Genomic DNA, 20,027 nt, shown 5'->3' on the forward strand with positions numbered 1-20,027 from the left:
CTAATTCAAAGTTTATAAATGAACACACAGCAATTTGTAAACCGCCATATCAGTCTCAATGAAGCTGATAAAGCGGAAATGCTTAACAAAATCGGGGTTAACAGTATCGATGAACTCATTTCTCAAACCATTCCGGACAGTATAAGATTAGAAAAAGATTTGGAGCTTTCTGAGCCGCTTTCGGAATACGAAATGTTACTCCATTCCAAAGATCTGGCATCTAAGAATGTTGATTTCGATACTTACATCGGATTCGGTTACAACAACACGATCCTTCCTTCTCCAATCCAAAGAAATATTCTTGAAAACCCAAGCTGGTACACAGCTTACACGCCATATCAGGCAGAGATCGCACAAGGTAGGTTGGAAGCACTTCTTAATTTCCAGACAGTGGTTTGCGACTTAACAGGATTTCCGATGGCTAATGCTTCTCTATTGGACGAATCTACGGCTGCTGCGGAAGCGATGCATATGTTCTTCAACAACAGAACTAAGGATCAAAAGAAAAACAATGCGATTAAATTCTTCGTTTCCGATTTAGTATTGCCACAGACGATCTCTGTATTGAAAACAAAAGCTGAAGGTCTTGGAATCGATATTATTGTAGGAAATCACGATAATCATCAATTTAATGATTCTTATTATGGGATCTTGTTGCAATATCCTGGCAAAAATGGAATTGTTCTGGATTATACGGATTTTATCACTTCAGCAAAAGGATTCGATTTGCAGGTTGTAGTTGCTTGTGACCCGATGGCTTTGGTTAAACTGAAATCTCCTGCTTCAATGGGTGCCGATTGCGCAGTTGGAACTACACAGAGGTTTGGTATTCCTATTGGATATGGAGGTCCTCACGCTGCATTTTTTGCTTGTAAAGACGATTATAAAAGAGATATTCCTGGTAGAATTATCGGTGTTTCTCAGGATATGTACGGAAAACGTGCACTGAGGATGGCACTTCAAACCAGAGAACAGCATATCAAAAGGGAAAGAGCAACATCCAATATCTGTACAGCACAGGTTCTTTTAGCTGTAATGGCTGGGATGTACGCGGTTTATCACGGTCCAAAAGGCCTTAATTTTATTGCTGACCAAATCCATTATAAAACCAATGCTTTGGCAGATGCTTTAAAAGTACTAGGTTATGATATTGTCGATGAGCCTGTATTTGACACTGTGAAATTCAGATTGCACGAAGAAGAAAAAACGTCTTTGAGATTATTAATGAGAGACAGAAAAATCAATCTGAATTATTTTTCTCAAGGTATTGTAAGTATTTCCATTAACGAAACTACAACCGTTGAGAAACTTAACAGGTTGGTTGATGCTTTTGCACAGTTCAAAGGCAAACAGGCTTATAAATTATCTCTTAAAGAAGAATATTCGATTCCGGCAGAATTGTTGAGAACGGATGAAATCCTAAAAGAAGAAGTTTTCAATAAATATCATACCGAGACAGAATTGATGCGTTACATCAAGCGTCTGGAAAGAAAGGATTTGTCTTTGACACATTCCATGATATCTTTGGGTTCTTGTACAATGAAACTAAATGCGGCAACGCAAATGATTCCTTTGTCCTGGGCAGAATGGGGAAGTATACATCCATTTATTCCGACAGAACAAGCCGGTGGTTATCAGGAAATGATCAAGCAGCTTGAGAAAGATCTGGCAGAAATTACAGGTTTTGCAGGAACATCACTGCAACCAAATTCAGGTGCGCAAGGTGAATATGCGGGACTAATGGTTATCCGAGAATATCACAAAAACAGAGGGGAAGGGCACAGAAATATCGTATTGATTCCTCAGTCGGCACACGGAACCAATCCGGCTTCCGCTGCAATGGCAGGGATGAAGATTGTTGTTGTGAAGAACCTTGAAAATGGAGAAATCGATTTTGAGGATTTGAAAGCGAAGACAGAACAGCATTCAGAGAACTTGTCTTGTGTGATGATCACATATCCGTCTACTTATGGATTCTTCGACGCTAATATCAAAGAAATTACAAAACTGATTCATCAGCACGGTGGACAGGTTTATATGGACGGTGCAAATATGAATGCTCAGGTTGGATTTACAAGCCCTGGAAATATCGGAGCTGACGTTTGCCACCTTAACCTTCATAAGACTTTTGCCATTCCTCACGGTGGTGGTGGTCCTGGTGTTGGCCCGATCTGTGTGGCGGAGCATTTGGTTCCGTTCCTTCCAACTAATGCCAATATCCCTGTAGGAACAAAAGATGCGATTGAAGGGATTTCTGCTGCGCCTTATGGTTCAGGATTGATTCTGAATATCTCTTATGCTTATATCAAATTATTAGGAACTTCCGGTTTGAAAAAAGCGACTGAATATGCAATTTTAAACGCTAATTACCTGAAAGAATTATTGGCAGAACATTTCCCGATTCTTTATGCGAATGCCAACGGCAGAGTAGCGCACGAGTGTATCGTAGACTTCCGTCAGTTCAAATCTTTGGGAATTGAAGTGGCTGATGTTGCAAAAAGATTAATGGATTATGGTTTCCATGCACCGACAGTAAGTTTTCCAGTAGCAGGAACATTGATGATAGAACCAACAGAATCGGAAAGCAAAGAAGAGATCGAGCGTTTTGCTGAAGCGTTGATTAATATCAAGAGAGAGATTGAAGAGATTGCTAATGGCGACGCTGATGCAACAAACAACGTTCTCAAAAATGCACCTCATACCGAGCAGTTAGTAATTTCCGACAATTGGGATAAACCTTACGGTAGAGAAAAAGCGGCTTATCCATTAGAATGGGTGAGAACACATAAGTTCTTTGCTACAGTTGCAAGAGTGGATGAAGCATATGGTGACAGAAACCTGGTTTGTACCTGTGAACCGATCGAAGCATATATGTAATAAATGATTTTTAGTTCTGGTTATATAAAAAGCCTCTCCATTTGGAGAGGTTTTTTTTGTTGTATTTAGATCATCATATTCCTTTGTTTCATAAAAGGTTGGTCTGCAAAAATAGCAATGTAAATAGGAATAATTTTTTATATGATTCAAAAAAATAAACAAATTTTATTGTTGGTATGGTAATTGGATATGTGAACGCATATCTCTCTAAATATAACAATATTTAGAAAACAAGTATAATATTCCAATTATACTTTTAATAAGTAAAACAATTAAAATTTATTTTTTATGAAATCAAAATTAACTATTTTGTCACTGGCCTTGGTGTGCCCGGCCGTGATGTTCTCACAGGTTACTCAAACTACTACATCGTCAGCTGAAACAACAACGATGGATACAACTCCAAGCTATAACAGCTGGTCCATCTCTTTTGGTGGTGGTATACCATTGATGCAAAATGCCGATCTGAGATCTATCCAAAACGGAAATACATTGGTAGGCTATTCTGCTTACTTCAGTATTGACAAAGCGCTTTCTCATACATTTGGGCTGAAATTGCAATACGACCGTGGGGAAACAAGACAAGGTTATTTTAATACAAAAGATGCAGCGCCTGCTAATGCTGCTGCTAATCTCCAGGTTGCAGGTAGAACACAATATGATGGAATTTCCCTTATAGGAGATATTAACCTGTCTAATTTATTAAGAAGAGTTGATAGAAAATCGGACTTCAGATGGGCAATCCACGGATATGCCGGTGCGGGAGTTCTGGCTTACCGCGCTTATCAGAAAGACGAATTCGGACAGAGATTAATGACAGAGAAAAAGCCTTTCAAATTCAATTCATTGTTTGGACAGGCCGGTGCCGGCTTGAAGTATAAGATCAGCAACAGAGTAGACATCGAAGGAAGATTGATGTACGTTATAACAGGTGATGATGAATTTGATGGTGGTGGTGACCAATATAGTGCTGTTAACAGAATCAGCTCTCATACAACGGACAACTTCTTCAATGCTACATTGGGGCTTACTGTTAATCTGGGTAAAAATGCTAACCATATCATGTGGGTTGATCCTTTGAAAGATATCTATAATAAAATAGATGACTTAGAAACCAAAGTGGACAATATCCAATTATGCAAATCTGGTGATGCCGATAATGATGGTGTTTGCGATGACTGGGACAGACAGCTTGATACACCGGCTGGAGCAAGAGTTGATGGTTCAGGTGTTGCTCTTGATGTTGATATGGACGGTGTAATTGATCTTTATGATAAGTGTGTGACTGTGCCGGGTCCTGTAGAGAACAACGGATGTCCGCTTAACAATACAAATAATGGTGCTGTATCGGCTGATGAAACCGTGATGAACGGAATTGAGTTTGATCTTAATTCTGACAGAATCCTGCCAAGCAACAACTCTATCCTTAATAGTGCTGTAAGCTATATCAATTCAACCAATGGGTCATATGTGGTTGTAGGAGCCACAGATACAAGAGGTACTGAAAGTTATAACCAGGCTTTGTCCCAAAGAAGAGCGGATAATGTGAAACAATATTTGATTTCCAATGGAGCTAATTCATCAAAACTGGAAGCACAGGGTAATGGTAAGTTTGACTTGAAATACCCGGAGTGTAATCCTGCTTCAAAATGCCCTGAATGGAAAAACAGAGCCAATAGAAGAGTATATTTTAAAGCAAAATAAATTTTAATTTTTCTATTTAGAAGACTGCTGGCAACGGCAGTCTTTTTTGTTTAAAACAAATTTTTCAAAAAAGATGGGTAATTTTAAACAAGCAGTAATGTATTATTTTTCTAACTCTTTAAGAAAATTATAGGTTGCAACTTTCAAAGATTTTCGTAAGTTATTGCTTGGATCTCCTCCACCACTTTTCCTTATTCCTTCAGTATTATAAATTTGATTATTAATTGGAATTGTATAAATAACATTGCTTTTGAGCGTTGCTACGGAAAAACCGAAAGACCACAAAATGTCTGTAATTTTTGTCTCAACTAATATATTAGATTCATTGCTGGTAAGGCCATTCCAATTTTCAACATATTTTAAATTAAACTTTGTCTCTGCTGCCAATTCTTCAATAGATTCTTTAAATACCATATTAACATCAGGTGCCTCAGATGGTCCTAATATATTAGTATACATTCCTTTGTAATTGATGATGCGCTGGCTGTCGGAATTCAGTTTAAAATAAATTGTTTTAGAATTATAAAAATTCTTATTTAATGTGTTTTGTGAGAAATTGCTGCTGGTGCCACAACTAATCAGAAATAAAGCAAATAAATTTATAAAAATGAAGTTAAGTTTTTTCATGGAAATATATTAATTATACCCTGTAAATATATTTTTTTTTTAATAATTATTGTCTTAAACTTCAATTTTCATAAAAAATGATTCATATTATCAGTGAAAATTTGTTATTTAGAATGTCTTTTGAAAAAAGCTATAATTTCGGGTAGAGATTGCTTTGGAAACTCATGCCCTGCATCACTCTGCTGTAAAACTAATTCTGTGCTATTTTTACCTGAGAAGAATGTTTTGTCACCTTCTGTTTTACCTGCGCCTGTGATTCCGAGATTAGATTTAACAATAGGAATTGATTGTTCCTGACTCTGCGGAGAAACAATCCTGTCATTTTTTCCGATATACATCCATATCGAAAGAGGAGCAGCGCCATCAATTAAATTACCACCTTGAGCAGAAGCCGAACAAATAGCTGTTATCTCGTTGCCTCTCATTTTCCAGAGCACGTTGGCAAATCTTGCTCCGTTAGAATGCCCAATAATATAAATTCTTTTGTCATCAATGTTATAAAGTTTATGAATATCTGAAAATACAGCATCGAAAAATTTGATATCTCGACCTTCGAGGTCATCTGTGAAAATCTGCCAGCCATTCATTGTGCCGTTAGGATCTATTCCGGGAACTTTTCTGCCGGGAAGCCCTTCCATAAAAATAACTAGGGCGTCCTTGTAATAATTTTGAACATCAATTCTTCTGCTCACAAAATTAGCATTACCGCCATGACCGTGGAAAACAAAAACGACCGGAATTTGGACTGATTTGATTGTGGGTTCATAGATAATAGTCTTTCTGGAAACCTGATCTATACTATAGTTTTTTGTGATTTGAGAAAAAAAAGAAACAGCCCATGTTAACAATAGCAATTGAAGAATTCTTTTCATTGGTAAAAATTTATTCTTTGATTCTTCTTAATAGAGTAAAGTTAAATTAAACTCAAAATTTACATAAAAAAAGACCTTACATATTTATAGTAAGGTCTTAATTTTATATAAGGCAAAAACTTAAACTTTCAAGATTTCTGCTTCTTTTACTTTCAGATGATCGTCTGCTTTTTTTACATAAGCGTCGGTAAGATCCTGAATGTCTTTTTCAACACCTTTAATTAGATCTTCTGCAACACCTTCCAGTCTTTTCAGTTCTTTGTTCCCTTCCTGTCTCGCATTTCTTATAACCACTTTTGTCTGTTCAGTTTCGGCTTTAGCCTGCTTAGCTAAGTCACGTCTTCTTTCTTCTGTCAAAGGCGGAACATTAAGGATAATTACATCGCCGTTATTAGAAGGTGCGAAACCAAGGTTAGAATTGATAATTGCTTTTTCAATAGGTCCGATTGCAGATCTGTCCCAAGGCTGGATAGAAATGGTCATGGCATCAGGTACAGAAACGTTCGCAACCTGATTGATAGGCGTCATCGCACCATAATATTCTACCATCACATCCTGAACCATAGACGTAGAAGCACGTCCGGCTCTGATTTTTTGAAAAGCATGATCCAAATGCTTGATTGCAGCATCCATCTCTTGCTTTACCGATGCTACAATGAGTTCTAATTCTTCCATTGTATATTTAAAATTTGATAATTGACACATATTTTTGTGAATGATTAATTATAATTGATAAATGATTTTAAATCAATATCAAAAATCAATCCCTCATTTAAACGTTAACTAGTGTTCCTATATTTTCCCCGTCGATTAATCTTTCCAGATTACCTTCTTTGTTCATATCAAAAACGATAATTGGCAGCTTGTTTTCATGACTTAATGTGAACGCTGTCATATCCATTACTTTAAGATTTTTTTCAAAAACCTCTTCGAAAGACAAGCTGTTGAATTTCACTGCATCTGCATTTTTCTCCGGATCGCTGTCGTAGATTCCGTCCACTCGTGTTCCTTTCAGGATGACATCTGCATCAATTTCGATGGCTCTTAATGTTGCAGCAGTATCGGTTGTGAAATAAGGGTTTCCTGTTCCAGCGCCAAAGATCACTACACGTCCTTTTTCCAGGTGACGGACTGCTTTTCTTTTGATAAAAGGCTCTGCTACTTTGTCCATTTCTATGGCAGATTGTAGTCTCGTCATGATGCCGGCATCTTCAAGAGCACCTTGTAAAGCCATCCCGTTAATAACAGTTGCCAGCATTCCCATATAATCGCCCTGGACTCTGTCCATGCCTTTTGCAGCGCCAGCCAATCCTCTGAAAATATTTCCCCCACCAATTACTATGGCGATCTCGCAACCTTTGTCCACAGCTTTTTTGATCTCAACGGCATATTCCTTTAGCCTGTCGTTATCAATACCGTATTGGCGGTTTCCCATTAGTGCTTCTCCACTAAGTTTCAGGAGGATTCTTTTATATTTCATCTAATTTATTATTTTTATTTCAATTTTTTGACTGTGCAAATATAATGAAAGGAAAAGAATTACGTTAATGAAAAAGATAGTCGTTCAAAAATTTTGATAAGCATCAAAATAGATTATTTTTGCAAAGCTAAAAGATAGTGTTGAAGAAGTTTTACAGTCTATTTTCACTGATGATTTACAGCGTGGTTTTTTCTCAAACGGGAACCACGGTTTATCAGTTTCTCAATATTCCGATGTCTCCCAGACAGGCAGTTTTAGGAGATGCCGTATCTGTACGCGATTATGATGTCAATTTTACGGCTGCTAATCCTGCATTGATGAACCTTGAAATGGATAAGATGCTGTCCGTAAATTATTCATCCTATCTTGCAGGGACAAAAATTGGAAGCATCAGCTACGTGAGGGATTTGGAATACGGACATCTTGTTTCTTTCAACGCAAAATATATGGATTACGGGAGTATGCCGAGAACCGATGAGAACTCTAATATCAATGGTGATTTTTCAGCTATGGATGCTTCTGCGGGTATTGGTTACGCCTACCAGTTTGAAGATGACTGGACTATTGGGGCTAATGTCAATTATGTCACTTCCAAAATTGATACTTATACATCATCTGCTATTACAGCTACTGCCGGTGTGACCTATTATTTTGATAAGTCGAATGAAACTTTGGCTTTAGTTTTCAGAAATTTTGGTTATCAGATCAAGCCTTATAACGGCGTGAGAGAAAAACTGCCTTTCCGTGTTGATCTGGGCTATACAAAAATTCTTGACGAATTTCCCGCAGCGATTACTATTACGGCGCATGATCTTCAGCAATTCAATATCTCTGCAACAACAGATATCAACGGACAAGAAACCAAATTCGGAAGGAAAGTTCTGGATCACCTGTCTCTTGGAGCGGAATTATTCCCGGGCCAGCCATTCAATATCAGATTTGGTTACAATGTGAAAAGAGGCGGAGAGCTGGCTGTTCTGGATCAGAGGAGTTTCAGCGGTTTGTCAGCAGGATTCAGTCTCAAGATTTCATCTTTCCGTTTCGACTATTCTCATATGCGTTATCATAATGCATCCAATGTTAACATGATTGGTCTTACGATGGACCTTATAGAATTGGGTGGAAACAGAAGATAATTTTGAGATTTAAGACAAGTAATCCGTTAATCTAAAATTCATTTATTTTAATTTCTTGAATATTTAATTTTTATTTTTTTTGTTTACGCATTACATTTGCAGTATGACAAAAAAACCGGTTATCGCTATAGACGGATTTTCATCCACAGGAAAAAGTTCGATTTCTAAAATCATTGCAAAAAGATTGGGTCTTATCCATATGGATACGGGTGCACTTTACAGGGGGATTACTTTTTATGCCATTCAGAATTGTGCTAATACGGACAAAACGATTGATATTAAAAAGCTGATTTCCGATCTTCCTAAAATTAATCTGGAATTTCAGAATATTGACGGTGAACTAAGACTTTTTCTTAATGGGAAAAACATAGATAAGGAAATCCGCTTTCCCCAGGTTTCTGATAATGTAAGTCAGGTGGCAAAAGAAGCCGAAGTCCGCAATTACCTTTTGACAACACAGCGCGATATTGCTAAAAAAGGCGGCGTTATAATGGATGGTAGAGATATCGGAACAGTGGTGCTTCCTGATGCAGATTATAAATTTTTTATGACAGCAAGTCAGGATGAACGTGCCAGACGACGTTTCCTGGAATTGGAACTGGCAGGAGAAAAAACTGATATCGAAACGGTAAAGCAAAACCTTATCTCTCGTGACAAGATTGACAGCGAAAGAGAGGTTTCTCCCCTGAAACAAGCTGACGATGCTATTCTTATTGATAACACCAGCATTAACAAAGAGGAAACAATAGAGTTGATTTTGTCCTATATCAAAAAGTTTTAACAAAATTTTAAGAGGTTTGTTTTTTCTTTGGCATTTTAGTTGTAAATTTAAAATTGTTAATGACCCTTTTTAAATAACTTAAAAATTATAAACAATGTCAAAGAAGTCAAATTCAGCAGCAATCTTAGCTGCATTATTAGCGGGAGCTGCTACGGGTGTAGTTTTAGGATTACTTTATGCTCCGGAAGAAGGTAAAGAAACCAGAAAAAAAATCAGAGATAAAGCAAACGATCTTAAAGATAAAGCTGTTGATGAATACGGCAAAACATCTGAAAAAGTAAGAGATACATATTCTGAAGTTTCTTCCAACGTAAAAGATAAATACCAATCTCTGTCTTCTCATCTGAAAGAAACGGCACAGAATGTTGCTTCTACAGTAAAAGACAGCTATGATAAATACAAAGACCAGATTGTTTCCAAGACATCTGATGTTGTAAAAGATGTGGAAACTGAATTGGATGGTTTGAAATAATCTCTAAATTTGGTTTTACAGAAAGGAACTTAGTTTCTAAGTTCCTTTTTTTGTAAATAATTGTGTAATTTTATTTTTAATAAGATGCTTATGATAGATATTATAAAAGATTATACTACAAAACGTCTGGATCTTCTCAAATTGCAGTTTACTGAGAAGTCCTCTCTGTCTGCGGGAATCATAGCGTTTATTTCGATTGTACTCATTGCGTTTTCATTTTTTATTATCCTTTTCAACTTCGGGATTGCTTTTCTGATCGGAGAATCTTTAGGAAATATGTCTTACGGCTTTTTAATTGTTGCCGGGTTTTATTTTCTTTTGATGATTATTGTAATCTTTTTGAAGAAAAAAATTGTAAACTCTATCGCAAGTCAAGTAATTGAATTTTTAAAACATTAGGAATATGGCGACTAACTACAATAATATTAATGAGCTTAGAAGTCAAAAAAAGCTTCTAAAACAGGAAATTAAAGAGTTGGAAGATATTTTGACTTTCAAAAGTAAGAAAGAAAGCCTTGGTGTTTTGACGCATGGTTTTACAGATAAATTCCTAAAAGAAACAAAAGATGAAGATGGTGATACTTCTATCTCTCTTGATACCCAGAATATTATGAAAGAAATATCATCCGGAATCAAGGAATCTGCATCTAAAAAAAATCTTCTTGGTTTAGCGAATGACAGTGTTCAATCCGGATTGCTGGAAAACACTATTAAAATGGGAGTTGTAGCGTTGGTGGGGAATTTTGCTAAAAAAAGCGTGATGAACAAGAACTGGAAAAGAAAATTAATTGGTTTAGGATTGGTCTATGTTGCACCTTATGCCTTGAGATTCATTCATGAAAAGCTGGATGAATACCAGAAAAATAAAACCACCAAAAGTATGGAGAAACTTATATAGGTTTTGCCTTTCCGGTATAAAATAAAGGAGAGGCATTTTATTTTTTAGAAAAAATCTCTCCAAGTATTATTCCGGCGGACATGGAAACATTCAAACTTTCTGTAGATTGATTTTGTCCAAATCTGGGAATAGTAATCATTGTCGAAATTAATTTTTCTGTCGAATCTCGCAGGCCATTGCCTTCGTTTCCAAAAACTAAAGAAAATTTTTCCGGGAATTCGGATTTATAAATATTTTCTCCGTTCATGTCAGTTCCCAGAATCGGGTATTGGTAAGAGGACAGATATTCGGCAAGATCAACATAACAGATATTCACCCTCAAAAAAGAACCCATGGTTGCCTGTATCACTTTTGGATTATAAAGATCAACAGTGTCATTACTGCAAATAATCTGCTCGATTCCGAACCAGTCTGCTAATCTTATGATCGTTCCAAGATTTCCTGGATCCTGAATCCCGTCCAGAACGATCTGAATGTTAGTTTCTTTGATGTAATTATTTTCCGGGATTTTACATACAGCAACAGAGTCTTTAGGATTCTGAAGAAAACTTATTTTTCTAAGCTCATTTGGCAAGATTTTTTCTGATTTTGCCATTTTAATATTTAACTGATCCGGATCAATAGAAAAAATGTCGGTTATTTCATAATCAGAATTTGGAAGTTCTTTTATGATTTTATTACCTTCAACTAAAAACAAATTGTATTTTTGCCTGTATTTCTTTTTGTCCAGAGATTGTATTATCTTTATAGTATGAGCCGTAAGCATATCAACAAATATTTTCAAAAATATCATATATTTTATTATTCCGCAATTTTCAGTGTGTTTTTGTATGCCTGTAATGTGACAAAAAAAGTTCCTGACGGCGAGTATCTGTTGACCAAGAATAAATTTGAATATACAGACGGTAAAATTTTTTCAGATGAAATTCCTGATCTTGTCGCCCAAAAGCCAAATAAGAAAACACTTTTTGTATTGCCAATAGGATTAGCTTTTTATAATATGGCAAATCCAAAATACGATACTATTCTGAAAGAGTATATGACTTATCCTAACGAGATGAGAAATCAAAAGCTCAGAGATTCACTCTTCATAAAATATAATCATCCGGAATATGTTGGCAGAAATCTTTTCTGGAACCGTTTTTTTCATACAGTTGGGCAGGCTCCAGTAATCTACAGTGATGCAAAAACAAAACAGAGTGCAAAAAGTATCAATAACAGATTGATTAACCGCGGCTATTGGGATTCCGAAGTTAAGACAAGTGTGAAAAGAGATTCTGCTGCCAAAAAAGCGGAGGTTGATTATGTCATTACCCACAAAGATCCAACCTATATCAAAGAATATTTTTATAACATTCCTGATCAGAACGTTAGAAGCATCTATGAATCTCAAATCAATAAAAGTTTTGTGAAAAAAGGTCAGATCCTTGATGAAACTGTATTGGAAAAAGAAATTACCAGGATTAATGACCAGATGAAAGAAGAGGGTTATTATAAATTCAATAATGATAATCAGGATATCTATTTTGTCGCAGATTCTTTACAAAGCAGAAAGAATGTACCTGTTACAATGAACATTATCAAAGATTCTATCGGTACACCTTACAGAAAGGCCACAATTGGAAAAATTACAGTTTCTGTTGCCAATAGTGTAAACAGTACTAACCTTCCTCTGAAAGATAGTATAAGAGGAATTAATATCTTTAGAAAAGATAGTGCCTATAATGCCAATGCACTTTGGTTGCCCATTATTCTGAAACCGGGTGATCCTTATAAACAATCCAATCTTGATCTTACCAGGAGAAACCTGATTTCTATGAACAACTTCACGATACTGAAAGCTGCGGATTATCTTCGTAAAGAAGGAACAGAAGCAGAGAGAGACAGTATCGTAGATGTAGAATATGTCCTGAGACCGTTACCAAAATATGAGTTTAATTTTGCGACAGATATTCATTATTCTCAAATTCTGAACTTTGGTTTTTCACCTTCTGTTGATCTTACTACGAGAAACGTTTTTGGAGGCGCAGAAAATTTGATTACAAGTTTTTCCGGAGTTATTGGAACAACAAAAGATCCTAAAAATCCGGACGCGATTTTCAATGCTTATGAATTGTCTGCTCAGGCATCTCTTCAGTTTCCCAGATTGGTGGTTCCGTTTAGAAAATATTATAAGCTGATTCCAAAAAAATATTCTCCAACAACCAGCATCACATTAGGAGCGTCTGTTCAGAATAATATTGGATTGGGAAGAATCAACTTCAATGCTGGACTTACCTATTTTGCGAATGTGGATGATGGGAAAGTCCAGCACAGGCTGACTTTGTTTAACACTCAGCTGAGTTTAACCCAAAACAAAGACAGATATTATGAATATTTCCCTGGCGATAATGAATACCGTGAAAATATTTTTAATCAGTATGCCGTAAATCATCCGGAAATATTGACATCCGGTTATACGTATGACCAGATTTCTGCAATTATTTTATCAGACGAAAATTTTATCACCCAGATTTTCAATAGTGACAGGAATCTTTTATATAACTATATGCAGTCTCTTTATAATAAGGAACGGCAGACTCAGGATGTTATAATTTCATCCATTATTTACAATTTTATATATAACGAGATTGGAAAAAAAGAATACAGGAATCCATTTTCTTTTAGTGGTAAAGTAGAATTGGCGGGTAACTTTTTGAATCTTGTTACTAAAAAAGAGGAGAATTATCTTTTGTATGGTGATACAAAAACGATATTCAATATTCCGTTTTCACAGTTTATAAAATTCGATTTTGATTTTAAGAAATACTTTACTTTTTTCAATGACAGAGCCAAACCGCATACATTGGCGTTTCGTCAGTTTGTAGGAATTGGAATTCCTTACGGCAACTCGTCATCGATGCCGTTTGTGAGATCTTATTTCAATGGTGGAGCTTATGATATCAGAGCTTGGTTGGCATTTGGTGGATTAGGTCCTGCCGATTCCCAGTTGGATGAAAGAGTGCGTTCTTATGCAATGGATAATGTGAAGCTGACTACCAGTGTAGAATACCGCGTTCCTCTCACCAATATGTTTGAAGCAGCCATTTTTACAGACGCAGGAAATATCTGGGGACTGAAGGATAATGGGTTTGGGGACCAGTTTAAATTTAAAAAGTTTATAAGTCAAATGGGAGTTGGAAGTGGATTAGGAATCAGGATGAATATTGCTTACGTCAATCTGAGACTTGACTTTGCTTATAAAATGTATGACCCGAATCAGCCTGAAGGGAACAGCCGTTGGGTTATTAACAAGATCAAGCCTTTGCAGCCAACTATCAACTTTGCAATTGGTTATCCTTTTTAAAAATTTTATTTGAAAAAATGCGTTGGTTAAAATTCGTAATTATTATTTCTCTTTGCTTATTCGGAATCTATTCTGCTATGATGAATTTCGTAGATGATAGCAAAAGTTTCACTCATCAGTCAGAAATTGATTATCCCATAGACAAAGTTTTTCCTCAGTTTAATAATCTTCAGAATTTTGCAGCCTGGAACGATTATTTTACCGGAAAAGAAGATATGACATATTCCTTCTTTACACCATATGAAGGAGTAGGAAGTGCTATGAAATTTTCTGATAAAAAAAATGATGAATCCGGAGATTTATTTATTCGTTATTCCAGAGCTAATCGCACTTTGCATTATCAATTGTTCGAAGGAGATAATGATAATCCTTATTTAATTGATATTAACTTTAAGCCTTCCGGAAACAGGACAAAAATGTTCTGGAATATCCATACACCCAAAAGAAGCTACCTTGAGCGGTCTTTAAATCTTATTGCGGAAGATTTTTTTGTGAATAGTATTGATAAAAGTATGAAAAATCTCTATCAGATATTAGGGAACAAAGTGGATCGAGATCAAAAGCTGGCCTCTATAAAATATGACAGCATTATGATCGAAAACAGAGAGGGCGCATTACTTCTTGGCGTTAATGTCAGCACAAGGAATACCAAAGATATTCTTTTCAAAAATGTATTGATGAACCATGGAAAAGTAGTGAATTATGTGCGGTCTGATCTGGGTAAAAAAGATGATGAATTTGGCATCCCGGTTCTCATTACCAATCCTGCAAATCTTAAAGATAAAGAGATCTCATATTTCTATGGTGTGCCATTATCCAAGAGAATTTCTGTAAGTGATAATAATTTCAGCTTTCAGACACTTAATGCTTCTAAGGTTTATTATATTTATTATCAGGGTAATTATAATAACCGCATAAAAAATATTCAGGAACTTCTTAAAAAAGCTAAAAAAGATACTTTAAGAAATGGTCAGCTAATGGAAGAATTTTTGGAAGAGCCTGCTGATAATCAGGATGTAAAATTAAAATTGTCTTTACCTGTTTACCGTTAAAAAGATCTGATAAATATCACTTATATTTGTCAGAATAAATGGTTATATTCATCGTAGGTCCACAAAAATTTAGTAAATTTGTTGGCAATTATTTAAAATTAAAATTTTAACAGATAATCTGTAATAATGGATAAATTTTCATTTCTAAATGCCGTACATGCTCAGCTGATTGATGATATGTATGAGCAATACAAAAAATACCCGGATGCATTGGAACCTTCTTGGAAATCGTTTTTCCAGGGATTCGATTTTGCATTGGAAAATTATAGCGATGATGATTTTGGGTCGGCCCCAGTTTCTAATTCCGCTCCGGTTCAATATGCTCAACAAGCAGTTACTAACAATGCTGTTTCAGAAGATATCGCAAAAGAATTTAAAGTTGTAAATCTTATAGAAGCTTACAGATCAAGAGGTCACCTTTTTACCAAAACCAATCCTGTAAGAGAAAGAAGGCATTATTTTCCAACACTTGACATCGAAAATTTTGGTTTGTCTAAGGAAGATTTGAACAAAAAATTTAATTCTGCGACGCAAACAGGAATGCCTGGTCCAGCAACTTTGCAAGAGATCATTACGCACCTTCAGAACATCTATTGTGATTCTATCGGTGTAGAATATATGCACATCCAGAATGTAGAGGAAAAGAAATGGATTATGGAATGGGTTAACGTTAATGAAAACCACCCTAATCTTTCTGCTCAGGAAAAAACAGAAATTCTTTTCAAACTGAATCAAGCGGTTGCATTTGAAAATTACCTTCATACTAAATTTGTCGGCCAAAAACGTTTTTCATTGGAAGGTGGAGAATCTTTGATCCCTGCTCTGGACCAATTGATTACGCGTTCTTCGCAATTAGGTGTTGATGAGGTAGTTCTTGGAATGGCTCACAGAGGCCGTCTGAATGTTTTGACCAATATTTTCCAAAAATCATACAAGCAGATTTTCTCAGAATTTGAAGGAAAAGAATTTGAAGAAGATGTATTCTCTGGTGATGTTAAATATCACTTGGGTTCTTCAAAAAAAATCACGACTGCAAATGGAGAAGAAGTAAGAATCAACCTTACTCCGAATCCGTCACATCTTGAAACTGTAGCTGCACTTGTGGAAGGAATCTGCAGAGCAAAAGTAGATAACGTTTACAAAGACGATTATTCTAAAGTTTTACCGATTGTCATCCACGGAGATGGCGCAATTGCAGGACAGGGAATTGTGTACGAGATCGCTCAGATGATGAATCTGGAAGGTTACAGAACAGGTGGAACAGTTCACATCGTGGTAAATAATCAGGTTTCTTTTACAACCAATTATCTGGATGCAAGATCATCGGTTTACTGTACCGATATTGCAAAAGTGACAGATTCTCCGGTAATGCACATTAATGCTGATGATGTGGAAGCAGTAGTTCACGCAATCAGATTTGCTGCAGATTTCCGTGCGAAGTTTGGTAAGGATGTTTACATTGACCTTTTGGGTTATAGAAAATACGGTCACAACGAAGGTGATGAGCCAAGATTTACGCAACCAAACCTTTATAAATTAATTTCAAAACATCAGAATCCAAGAGAGATTTACAAGGAACTTTTAATTAAGGAAAATGTAGTTTCTGATGAGGTTTTGAAGAAAATGGAGCAGGATTTCAAGGCTTTGCTTGATGAAAACTTCGATGCGTCCAAAGAAATCGAAAGAAATACAATGGATGTTTTTATGCAGGATGACTGGACGGAGTATCCAATTGGAGGCAAAAACTGTGTGACGGCTTCAAAAGTTGATACAACATACGATTTGGAAAAACTGAAAGAACTGGCAATTAAGATTTCCACATTACCTGCAGATAAAAAATTCATCAACAAGATTACGCGTCTTTTCGAGAACAGAATAAAAATGGTGGAAACCAATTCTTTGGATTGGGCAATGGGAGAATTGTTGGCTTATGCAACGCTTCTTACTGAAAAATATAACGTAAGAATCTCAGGGGAAGATGTAGAAAGAGGAACATTCTCTCACCGTCACGCTGTCGTTAAAACTGAAGATACGGAAGAAGAATACATTCCGCTTCGCCATGTGAACGAGCAGAGATTTGATGTTTACAACTCACACTTGTCAGAATATGGTGTTTTAGGATTTGATTACGGTTATGCTATGGCTGCGCCGAGAACTTTAACCATTTGGGAAGCTCAGTTCGGAGACTTTACTAACGGTGCTCAGATCATTGTTGACCAATATTTGGTAGCTGCCGAAGAAAAATGGAAAATTCAGAACGGTTTGGTAATGATGTTGCCTCACGGTTCCGAAGGTCAGGGTGCGGAACACTCTTCCGCAAGATTGGAGAGATTCCTGACGCTTTGCGCGAATGAAAATATCATTGTTGCCAATATTACTTCACCAGCTAATTATTTCCATTTGTTGAGAAGACAGATGAAATTCGGATTCAGAAAGCCATTAGTAATTATGACGCCTAAATCGCTGTTAAGACATCCAAAAGTAGTCTCTCCGTTAGAAGATTTAGCCAATGGAAGCTTCCAACCGATCTTGGACGATCCAACAGCAGATCCGGCAAAAGTAGAAAGGCTGGTTCTTTGTACAGGTAAGTTGTATTATGATCTATTAGCTAAGAAAGAAGAGCTTAATGATGACAAAGTAGCTTTGGTAAGATTGGAACAAATCTATCCTTTGAACATGGATAATATCAATACGATCTTTGATAAATATAAGAATAGGAAAGAATTGATCTGGGCTCAGGAAGAACCCGAAAATATGGGTGCTTGGAGTTATATCTTAAGAAACTTCAGAGATACAGGAATACAGGTGATTTCTCCTGTTCCAAGTGGAACGCCTGCGCCTGGAAGTCATAAAATGTTTGAGAAAAATCAGACCAAAATTATCAATGATGTTTTTCAAACCAATGATGAGCCTGCAAAAAGACCTGTAACAGCCTAACAAAATTAATAAACTATAAGAATAACAATCTCCGGATTGTTCTGAAATTAAAAACAATTATTAGTATGTCAATATTAGAAATGAAAGTTCCTTCACCGGGAGAATCTATCACAGAAGTTGAAATTGCAACGTGGCTAGTACAAGACGGTGATTACGTAGAAAAAGACCAGCCGATTGCAGAAGTAGATTCTGACAAGGCAACTTTGGAACTTCCTGCTGAGCAAAGTGGAATCATCACTTTGAAAGCTGAAGAAGGAGAAGTGGTGCAAGTGGGGCAAGTGGTTTGTCTTATCGATATGGATGCTGCAAAACCGGAAGGTGCTGCTGTTCCTGCTGCTGAGCAACCTAAAGGAGAACCAAAAGCAGAAGTTAAAAAAGAAGAACCAGCTCCAGCAAAAGTAGAAGCTGCTAAAACTGAATCTTATGCTTCTCAAACACCTTCGCCTGCAGCCAAAAAAATCCTTGATGAAAAAGGAATCAATGCATCTCAGGTAACTGGTACAGGTAGAGACGGCAGAATCACCAAAGATGATGCGGTAACAGCTTCTGTACCTGCAATGGGAAGTGCTCCTGCGGGTGGAAACAGAGCTCAGACCACTACAAAACTTTCAGTTCTAAGAAGAAAATTGGCGGCAAGATTGGTTTCCGTTAAGAATGAAACAGCAATGCTGACGACCTTCAACGAGGTGGATATGTCGGAGATTTTCAGAATCAGAAAACAGTATAAAGAAGAATTCGCTGCAAAACATGGTGTAGGTCTTGGATTTATGTCATTCTTTACAAAAGCGGTAACAAGAGCCTTAAAATTATTCCCGGATGTGAATGCATCTATCGACGGCGATTTCAAAATCAATTATGACTTTGCTGATATTTCTATTGCAGTTTCAGGTCCTAAAGGATTAATGGTTCCTGTTCTTAGAAATGCTGAAAATATGACTTTGAGAGGTGTTGAAGCTAACATCAAAGATCTGGCAACAAAAGTAAGAGACGGAAAAATCACTGTTGATGAAATGACAGGCGGAACATTCACAATTACCAATGGTGGTGTTTTTGGGTCAATGTTATCAACACCAATTATTAATCCACCGCAATCTGCAATTCTTGGGATGCATAACATTATCGAGAGACCTGTTGCTGTAAAAGGACAAGTAGTGATCAGACCAATGATGTATGTAGCAATGTCTTATGACCATAGAATTATCGACGGAAGAGAATCTGTAGGATTTTTGGTAGCCGTGAAAGAAGCGCTTGACAATCCGGTTGAGTTCCTGATGGATGGCGACGAAAGAAAAGCATTGGAATTATAAGAAATTATATTCAGCATAAAATTAAGAGAGCAGGTTTTGCTCTCTTTTTTGTTATATTTATTGATGAAATTTTATTTTAATGGAATGTTTTGAATTACCACTTTACAAAAAATCTCAAGAAATTTTTGATGTGCTTGAAACTATAACAGATTTATTTCCAGATGATAATGAATATTTACAAAGTATCAAAGGTAATTTAATTGGCGATATAATGACGATTCAAGCTAAAATTTGTGGTGCTGAAGCAGTGAAGCTTTATGATATTAAAATGGAGAATGCTACAATTATTAGAAAAGTGGCGAGAGATATTTTTGTTGGAGGAAACACTTTGGAGCATTTTGGTTTTTCTGATTCTAAATACTATAATTTAGTGAGAAACTTAGTTGAAGAATTCAGACTTTTATTCATCGATTGGATTTCTGGTTTCAATCCAAAATATTATATTGTCGATAGCTGGGGTTTGTTCAATCCGCCGGGAATTTCTTCTGATTACGAACTTGATTTTTTAGATAAAGATGAATAATTTTTACATTCTTTA

17 protein-coding genes are annotated in these 20,027 nt (G+C 36.3%); 12 read left to right on the forward strand and 5 right to left on the reverse strand.

Annotation, left to right across the window (positions count from 1 at the left end; all coding sequences use genetic code 11):
* Positions 1-18: 18 nt before the first annotated feature.
* Together gcvP and AC5P2S_RS07440 are read left to right on the forward strand one after the other, a co-directional pair.
* A complete protein-coding gene (gcvP, locus tag AC5P2S_RS07435) occupies positions 19-2,877 on the forward strand; it encodes an aminomethyl-transferring glycine dehydrogenase (RefSeq protein WP_494556786.1) in 2,859 nt (952 codons plus the stop codon).
* A 288-nt stretch (positions 2,878-3,165) separates the two neighbouring features.
* Positions 3,166-4,581, forward strand: a complete 1,416-nt coding sequence (locus tag AC5P2S_RS07440) for an OmpA family protein (protein ID WP_494556787.1) — start codon at positions 3,166-3,168, stop codon at positions 4,579-4,581.
* 102 nt (positions 4,582-4,683) lie between these two features.
* Here the strand turns inward: AC5P2S_RS07440 and AC5P2S_RS07445 are convergent, their stop codons facing one another.
* The 4 genes from AC5P2S_RS07445 to pyrH form a co-directional block, all read right to left on the reverse strand.
* The gene (locus tag AC5P2S_RS07445) at positions 4,684-5,208 is read right to left on the reverse strand and encodes a hypothetical protein (protein ID WP_494556788.1); all 525 of its coding nucleotides are present in this window, start codon (positions 5,206-5,208) and stop codon (positions 4,684-4,686) included.
* A 104-nt stretch (positions 5,209-5,312) separates the two neighbouring features.
* Positions 5,313-6,080, reverse strand: a complete 768-nt coding sequence (locus AC5P2S_RS07450; RefSeq protein WP_494556789.1) for an alpha/beta hydrolase family protein — start codon at positions 6,078-6,080, stop codon at positions 5,313-5,315.
* A gap of 120 nt (positions 6,081-6,200) precedes the next feature.
* On the reverse strand, positions 6,201-6,755 hold the full coding sequence (frr, locus tag AC5P2S_RS07455) for a ribosome recycling factor (protein WP_283415086.1): 555 nt from the start codon (positions 6,753-6,755) through the stop codon (positions 6,201-6,203).
* A gap of 97 nt (positions 6,756-6,852) precedes the next feature.
* Positions 6,853-7,560, reverse strand: coding sequence for a UMP kinase (gene pyrH, locus AC5P2S_RS07460; protein ID WP_283415087.1), 708 nt, complete (start codon positions 7,558-7,560; stop codon positions 6,853-6,855).
* Between the two features lie 137 nt (positions 7,561-7,697).
* Between pyrH and porQ the strand changes: the two genes are divergently transcribed.
* From porQ to AC5P2S_RS07485, 5 genes are all read left to right on the forward strand, one after another.
* Positions 7,698-8,696: a type IX secretion system protein PorQ gene (porQ, locus tag AC5P2S_RS07465; protein ID WP_494556790.1), complete on the forward strand. Its 999-nt coding sequence runs from the start codon at positions 7,698-7,700 to the stop codon at positions 8,694-8,696.
* A 103-nt stretch (positions 8,697-8,799) separates the two neighbouring features.
* Entirely contained in the window at positions 8,800-9,477 is a 678-nt protein-coding gene (cmk, locus tag AC5P2S_RS07470) for a (d)CMP kinase (protein ID WP_283415089.1), read from the forward strand.
* Between the two features lie 94 nt (positions 9,478-9,571).
* Positions 9,572-9,949, forward strand: a complete 378-nt coding sequence (locus AC5P2S_RS07475) for a YtxH domain-containing protein (protein WP_283415090.1) — start codon at positions 9,572-9,574, stop codon at positions 9,947-9,949.
* Between the two features lie 90 nt (positions 9,950-10,039).
* Complete coding sequence (locus tag AC5P2S_RS07480; RefSeq protein ID WP_283415091.1) at positions 10,040-10,348, forward strand: hypothetical protein; 309 nt, start codon at positions 10,040-10,042, stop codon at positions 10,346-10,348.
* Positions 10,349-10,352: 4 nt separating this feature from the next.
* Positions 10,353-10,847 (forward strand): phosphoribosyl-ATP pyrophosphatase, encoded by a 495-nt coding sequence (locus tag AC5P2S_RS07485; protein ID WP_283415092.1) that lies wholly within the window; start codon positions 10,353-10,355, stop codon positions 10,845-10,847.
* Between the two features lie 37 nt (positions 10,848-10,884).
* On the opposite strand, the gene AC5P2S_RS07490 is transcribed toward AC5P2S_RS07485, so the two are convergent.
* Positions 10,885-11,613: a TrmH family RNA methyltransferase gene (locus AC5P2S_RS07490; RefSeq protein WP_283415093.1), complete on the reverse strand. Its 729-nt coding sequence runs from the start codon at positions 11,611-11,613 to the stop codon at positions 10,885-10,887.
* Between AC5P2S_RS07490 and tamL the strand changes: the two genes are divergently transcribed.
* From tamL to AC5P2S_RS07515, 5 genes are all read left to right on the forward strand, one after another.
* The gene (gene tamL, locus AC5P2S_RS07495) at positions 11,599-14,193 is read left to right on the forward strand and encodes a translocation and assembly module lipoprotein TamL (RefSeq protein WP_494556791.1); all 2,595 of its coding nucleotides are present in this window, start codon (positions 11,599-11,601) and stop codon (positions 14,191-14,193) included. The genes AC5P2S_RS07490 and tamL overlap by 15 nt on opposite strands.
* A 17-nt stretch (positions 14,194-14,210) precedes the next feature.
* Positions 14,211-15,245 (forward strand): SRPBCC family protein, encoded by a 1,035-nt coding sequence (locus tag AC5P2S_RS07500; RefSeq protein WP_494556792.1) that lies wholly within the window; start codon positions 14,211-14,213, stop codon positions 15,243-15,245.
* A gap of 126 nt (positions 15,246-15,371) precedes the next feature.
* Positions 15,372-18,182, forward strand: a complete 2,811-nt coding sequence (locus AC5P2S_RS07505) for a 2-oxoglutarate dehydrogenase E1 component (RefSeq protein WP_494556793.1) — start codon at positions 15,372-15,374, stop codon at positions 18,180-18,182.
* 65 nt (positions 18,183-18,247) lie between these two features.
* Positions 18,248-19,489: a 2-oxoglutarate dehydrogenase complex dihydrolipoyllysine-residue succinyltransferase gene (gene odhB, locus AC5P2S_RS07510; RefSeq protein WP_494556794.1), complete on the forward strand. Its 1,242-nt coding sequence runs from the start codon at positions 18,248-18,250 to the stop codon at positions 19,487-19,489.
* 79 nt (positions 19,490-19,568) lie between these two features.
* Positions 19,569-20,012, forward strand: coding sequence for a hypothetical protein (locus tag AC5P2S_RS07515; RefSeq protein WP_494556795.1), 444 nt, complete (start codon positions 19,569-19,571; stop codon positions 20,010-20,012).
* Positions 20,013-20,027 lie beyond the last annotated feature (15 nt).

The sequence above is a fragment of the Epilithonimonas sp. 33E genome, assembly GCF_059372615.1.

Excerpts from the sequence above, each read along its gene's own strand:
- AC5P2S_RS07500 (WP_494556792.1), top strand. The coding sequence starts at position 14,211 with ATGCGTTGGTTAAAATTCGTAATTATTATTTCTCTTTGCTTATTCGGA.
- AC5P2S_RS07440 (WP_494556787.1), top strand. The coding sequence starts at position 3,166 with ATGAAATCAAAATTAACTATTTTGTCACTGGCCTTGGTGTGCCCGGCC.
- gcvP (WP_494556786.1), top strand. The coding sequence starts at position 19 with ATGAACACACAGCAATTTGTAAACCGCCATATCAGTCTCAATGAAGCT.
- AC5P2S_RS07475 (WP_283415090.1), top strand. The coding sequence starts at position 9,572 with ATGTCAAAGAAGTCAAATTCAGCAGCAATCTTAGCTGCATTATTAGCG.
- tamL (WP_494556791.1), top strand. The coding sequence starts at position 11,599 with ATGAGCCGTAAGCATATCAACAAATATTTTCAAAAATATCATATATTT.
- pyrH (WP_283415087.1), bottom strand. The coding sequence starts at position 7,560 with ATGAAATATAAAAGAATCCTCCTGAAACTTAGTGGAGAAGCACTAATG.
- AC5P2S_RS07485 (WP_283415092.1), top strand. The coding sequence starts at position 10,353 with ATGGCGACTAACTACAATAATATTAATGAGCTTAGAAGTCAAAAAAAG.
- odhB (WP_494556794.1), top strand. The coding sequence starts at position 18,248 with ATGTCAATATTAGAAATGAAAGTTCCTTCACCGGGAGAATCTATCACA.
- AC5P2S_RS07505 (WP_494556793.1), top strand. The coding sequence starts at position 15,372 with ATGGATAAATTTTCATTTCTAAATGCCGTACATGCTCAGCTGATTGAT.
- frr (WP_283415086.1), bottom strand. The coding sequence starts at position 6,755 with ATGGAAGAATTAGAACTCATTGTAGCATCGGTAAAGCAAGAGATGGAT.
- AC5P2S_RS07480 (WP_283415091.1), top strand. The coding sequence starts at position 10,040 with ATGATAGATATTATAAAAGATTATACTACAAAACGTCTGGATCTTCTC.
- AC5P2S_RS07450 (WP_494556789.1), bottom strand. The coding sequence starts at position 6,080 with ATGAAAAGAATTCTTCAATTGCTATTGTTAACATGGGCTGTTTCTTTT.
- AC5P2S_RS07445 (WP_494556788.1), bottom strand. The coding sequence starts at position 5,208 with ATGAAAAAACTTAACTTCATTTTTATAAATTTATTTGCTTTATTTCTG.
- cmk (WP_283415089.1), top strand. The coding sequence starts at position 8,800 with ATGACAAAAAAACCGGTTATCGCTATAGACGGATTTTCATCCACAGGA.
- AC5P2S_RS07515 (WP_494556795.1), top strand. The coding sequence starts at position 19,569 with ATGGAATGTTTTGAATTACCACTTTACAAAAAATCTCAAGAAATTTTT.
- AC5P2S_RS07490 (WP_283415093.1), bottom strand. The coding sequence starts at position 11,613 with ATGCTTACGGCTCATACTATAAAGATAATACAATCTCTGGACAAAAAG.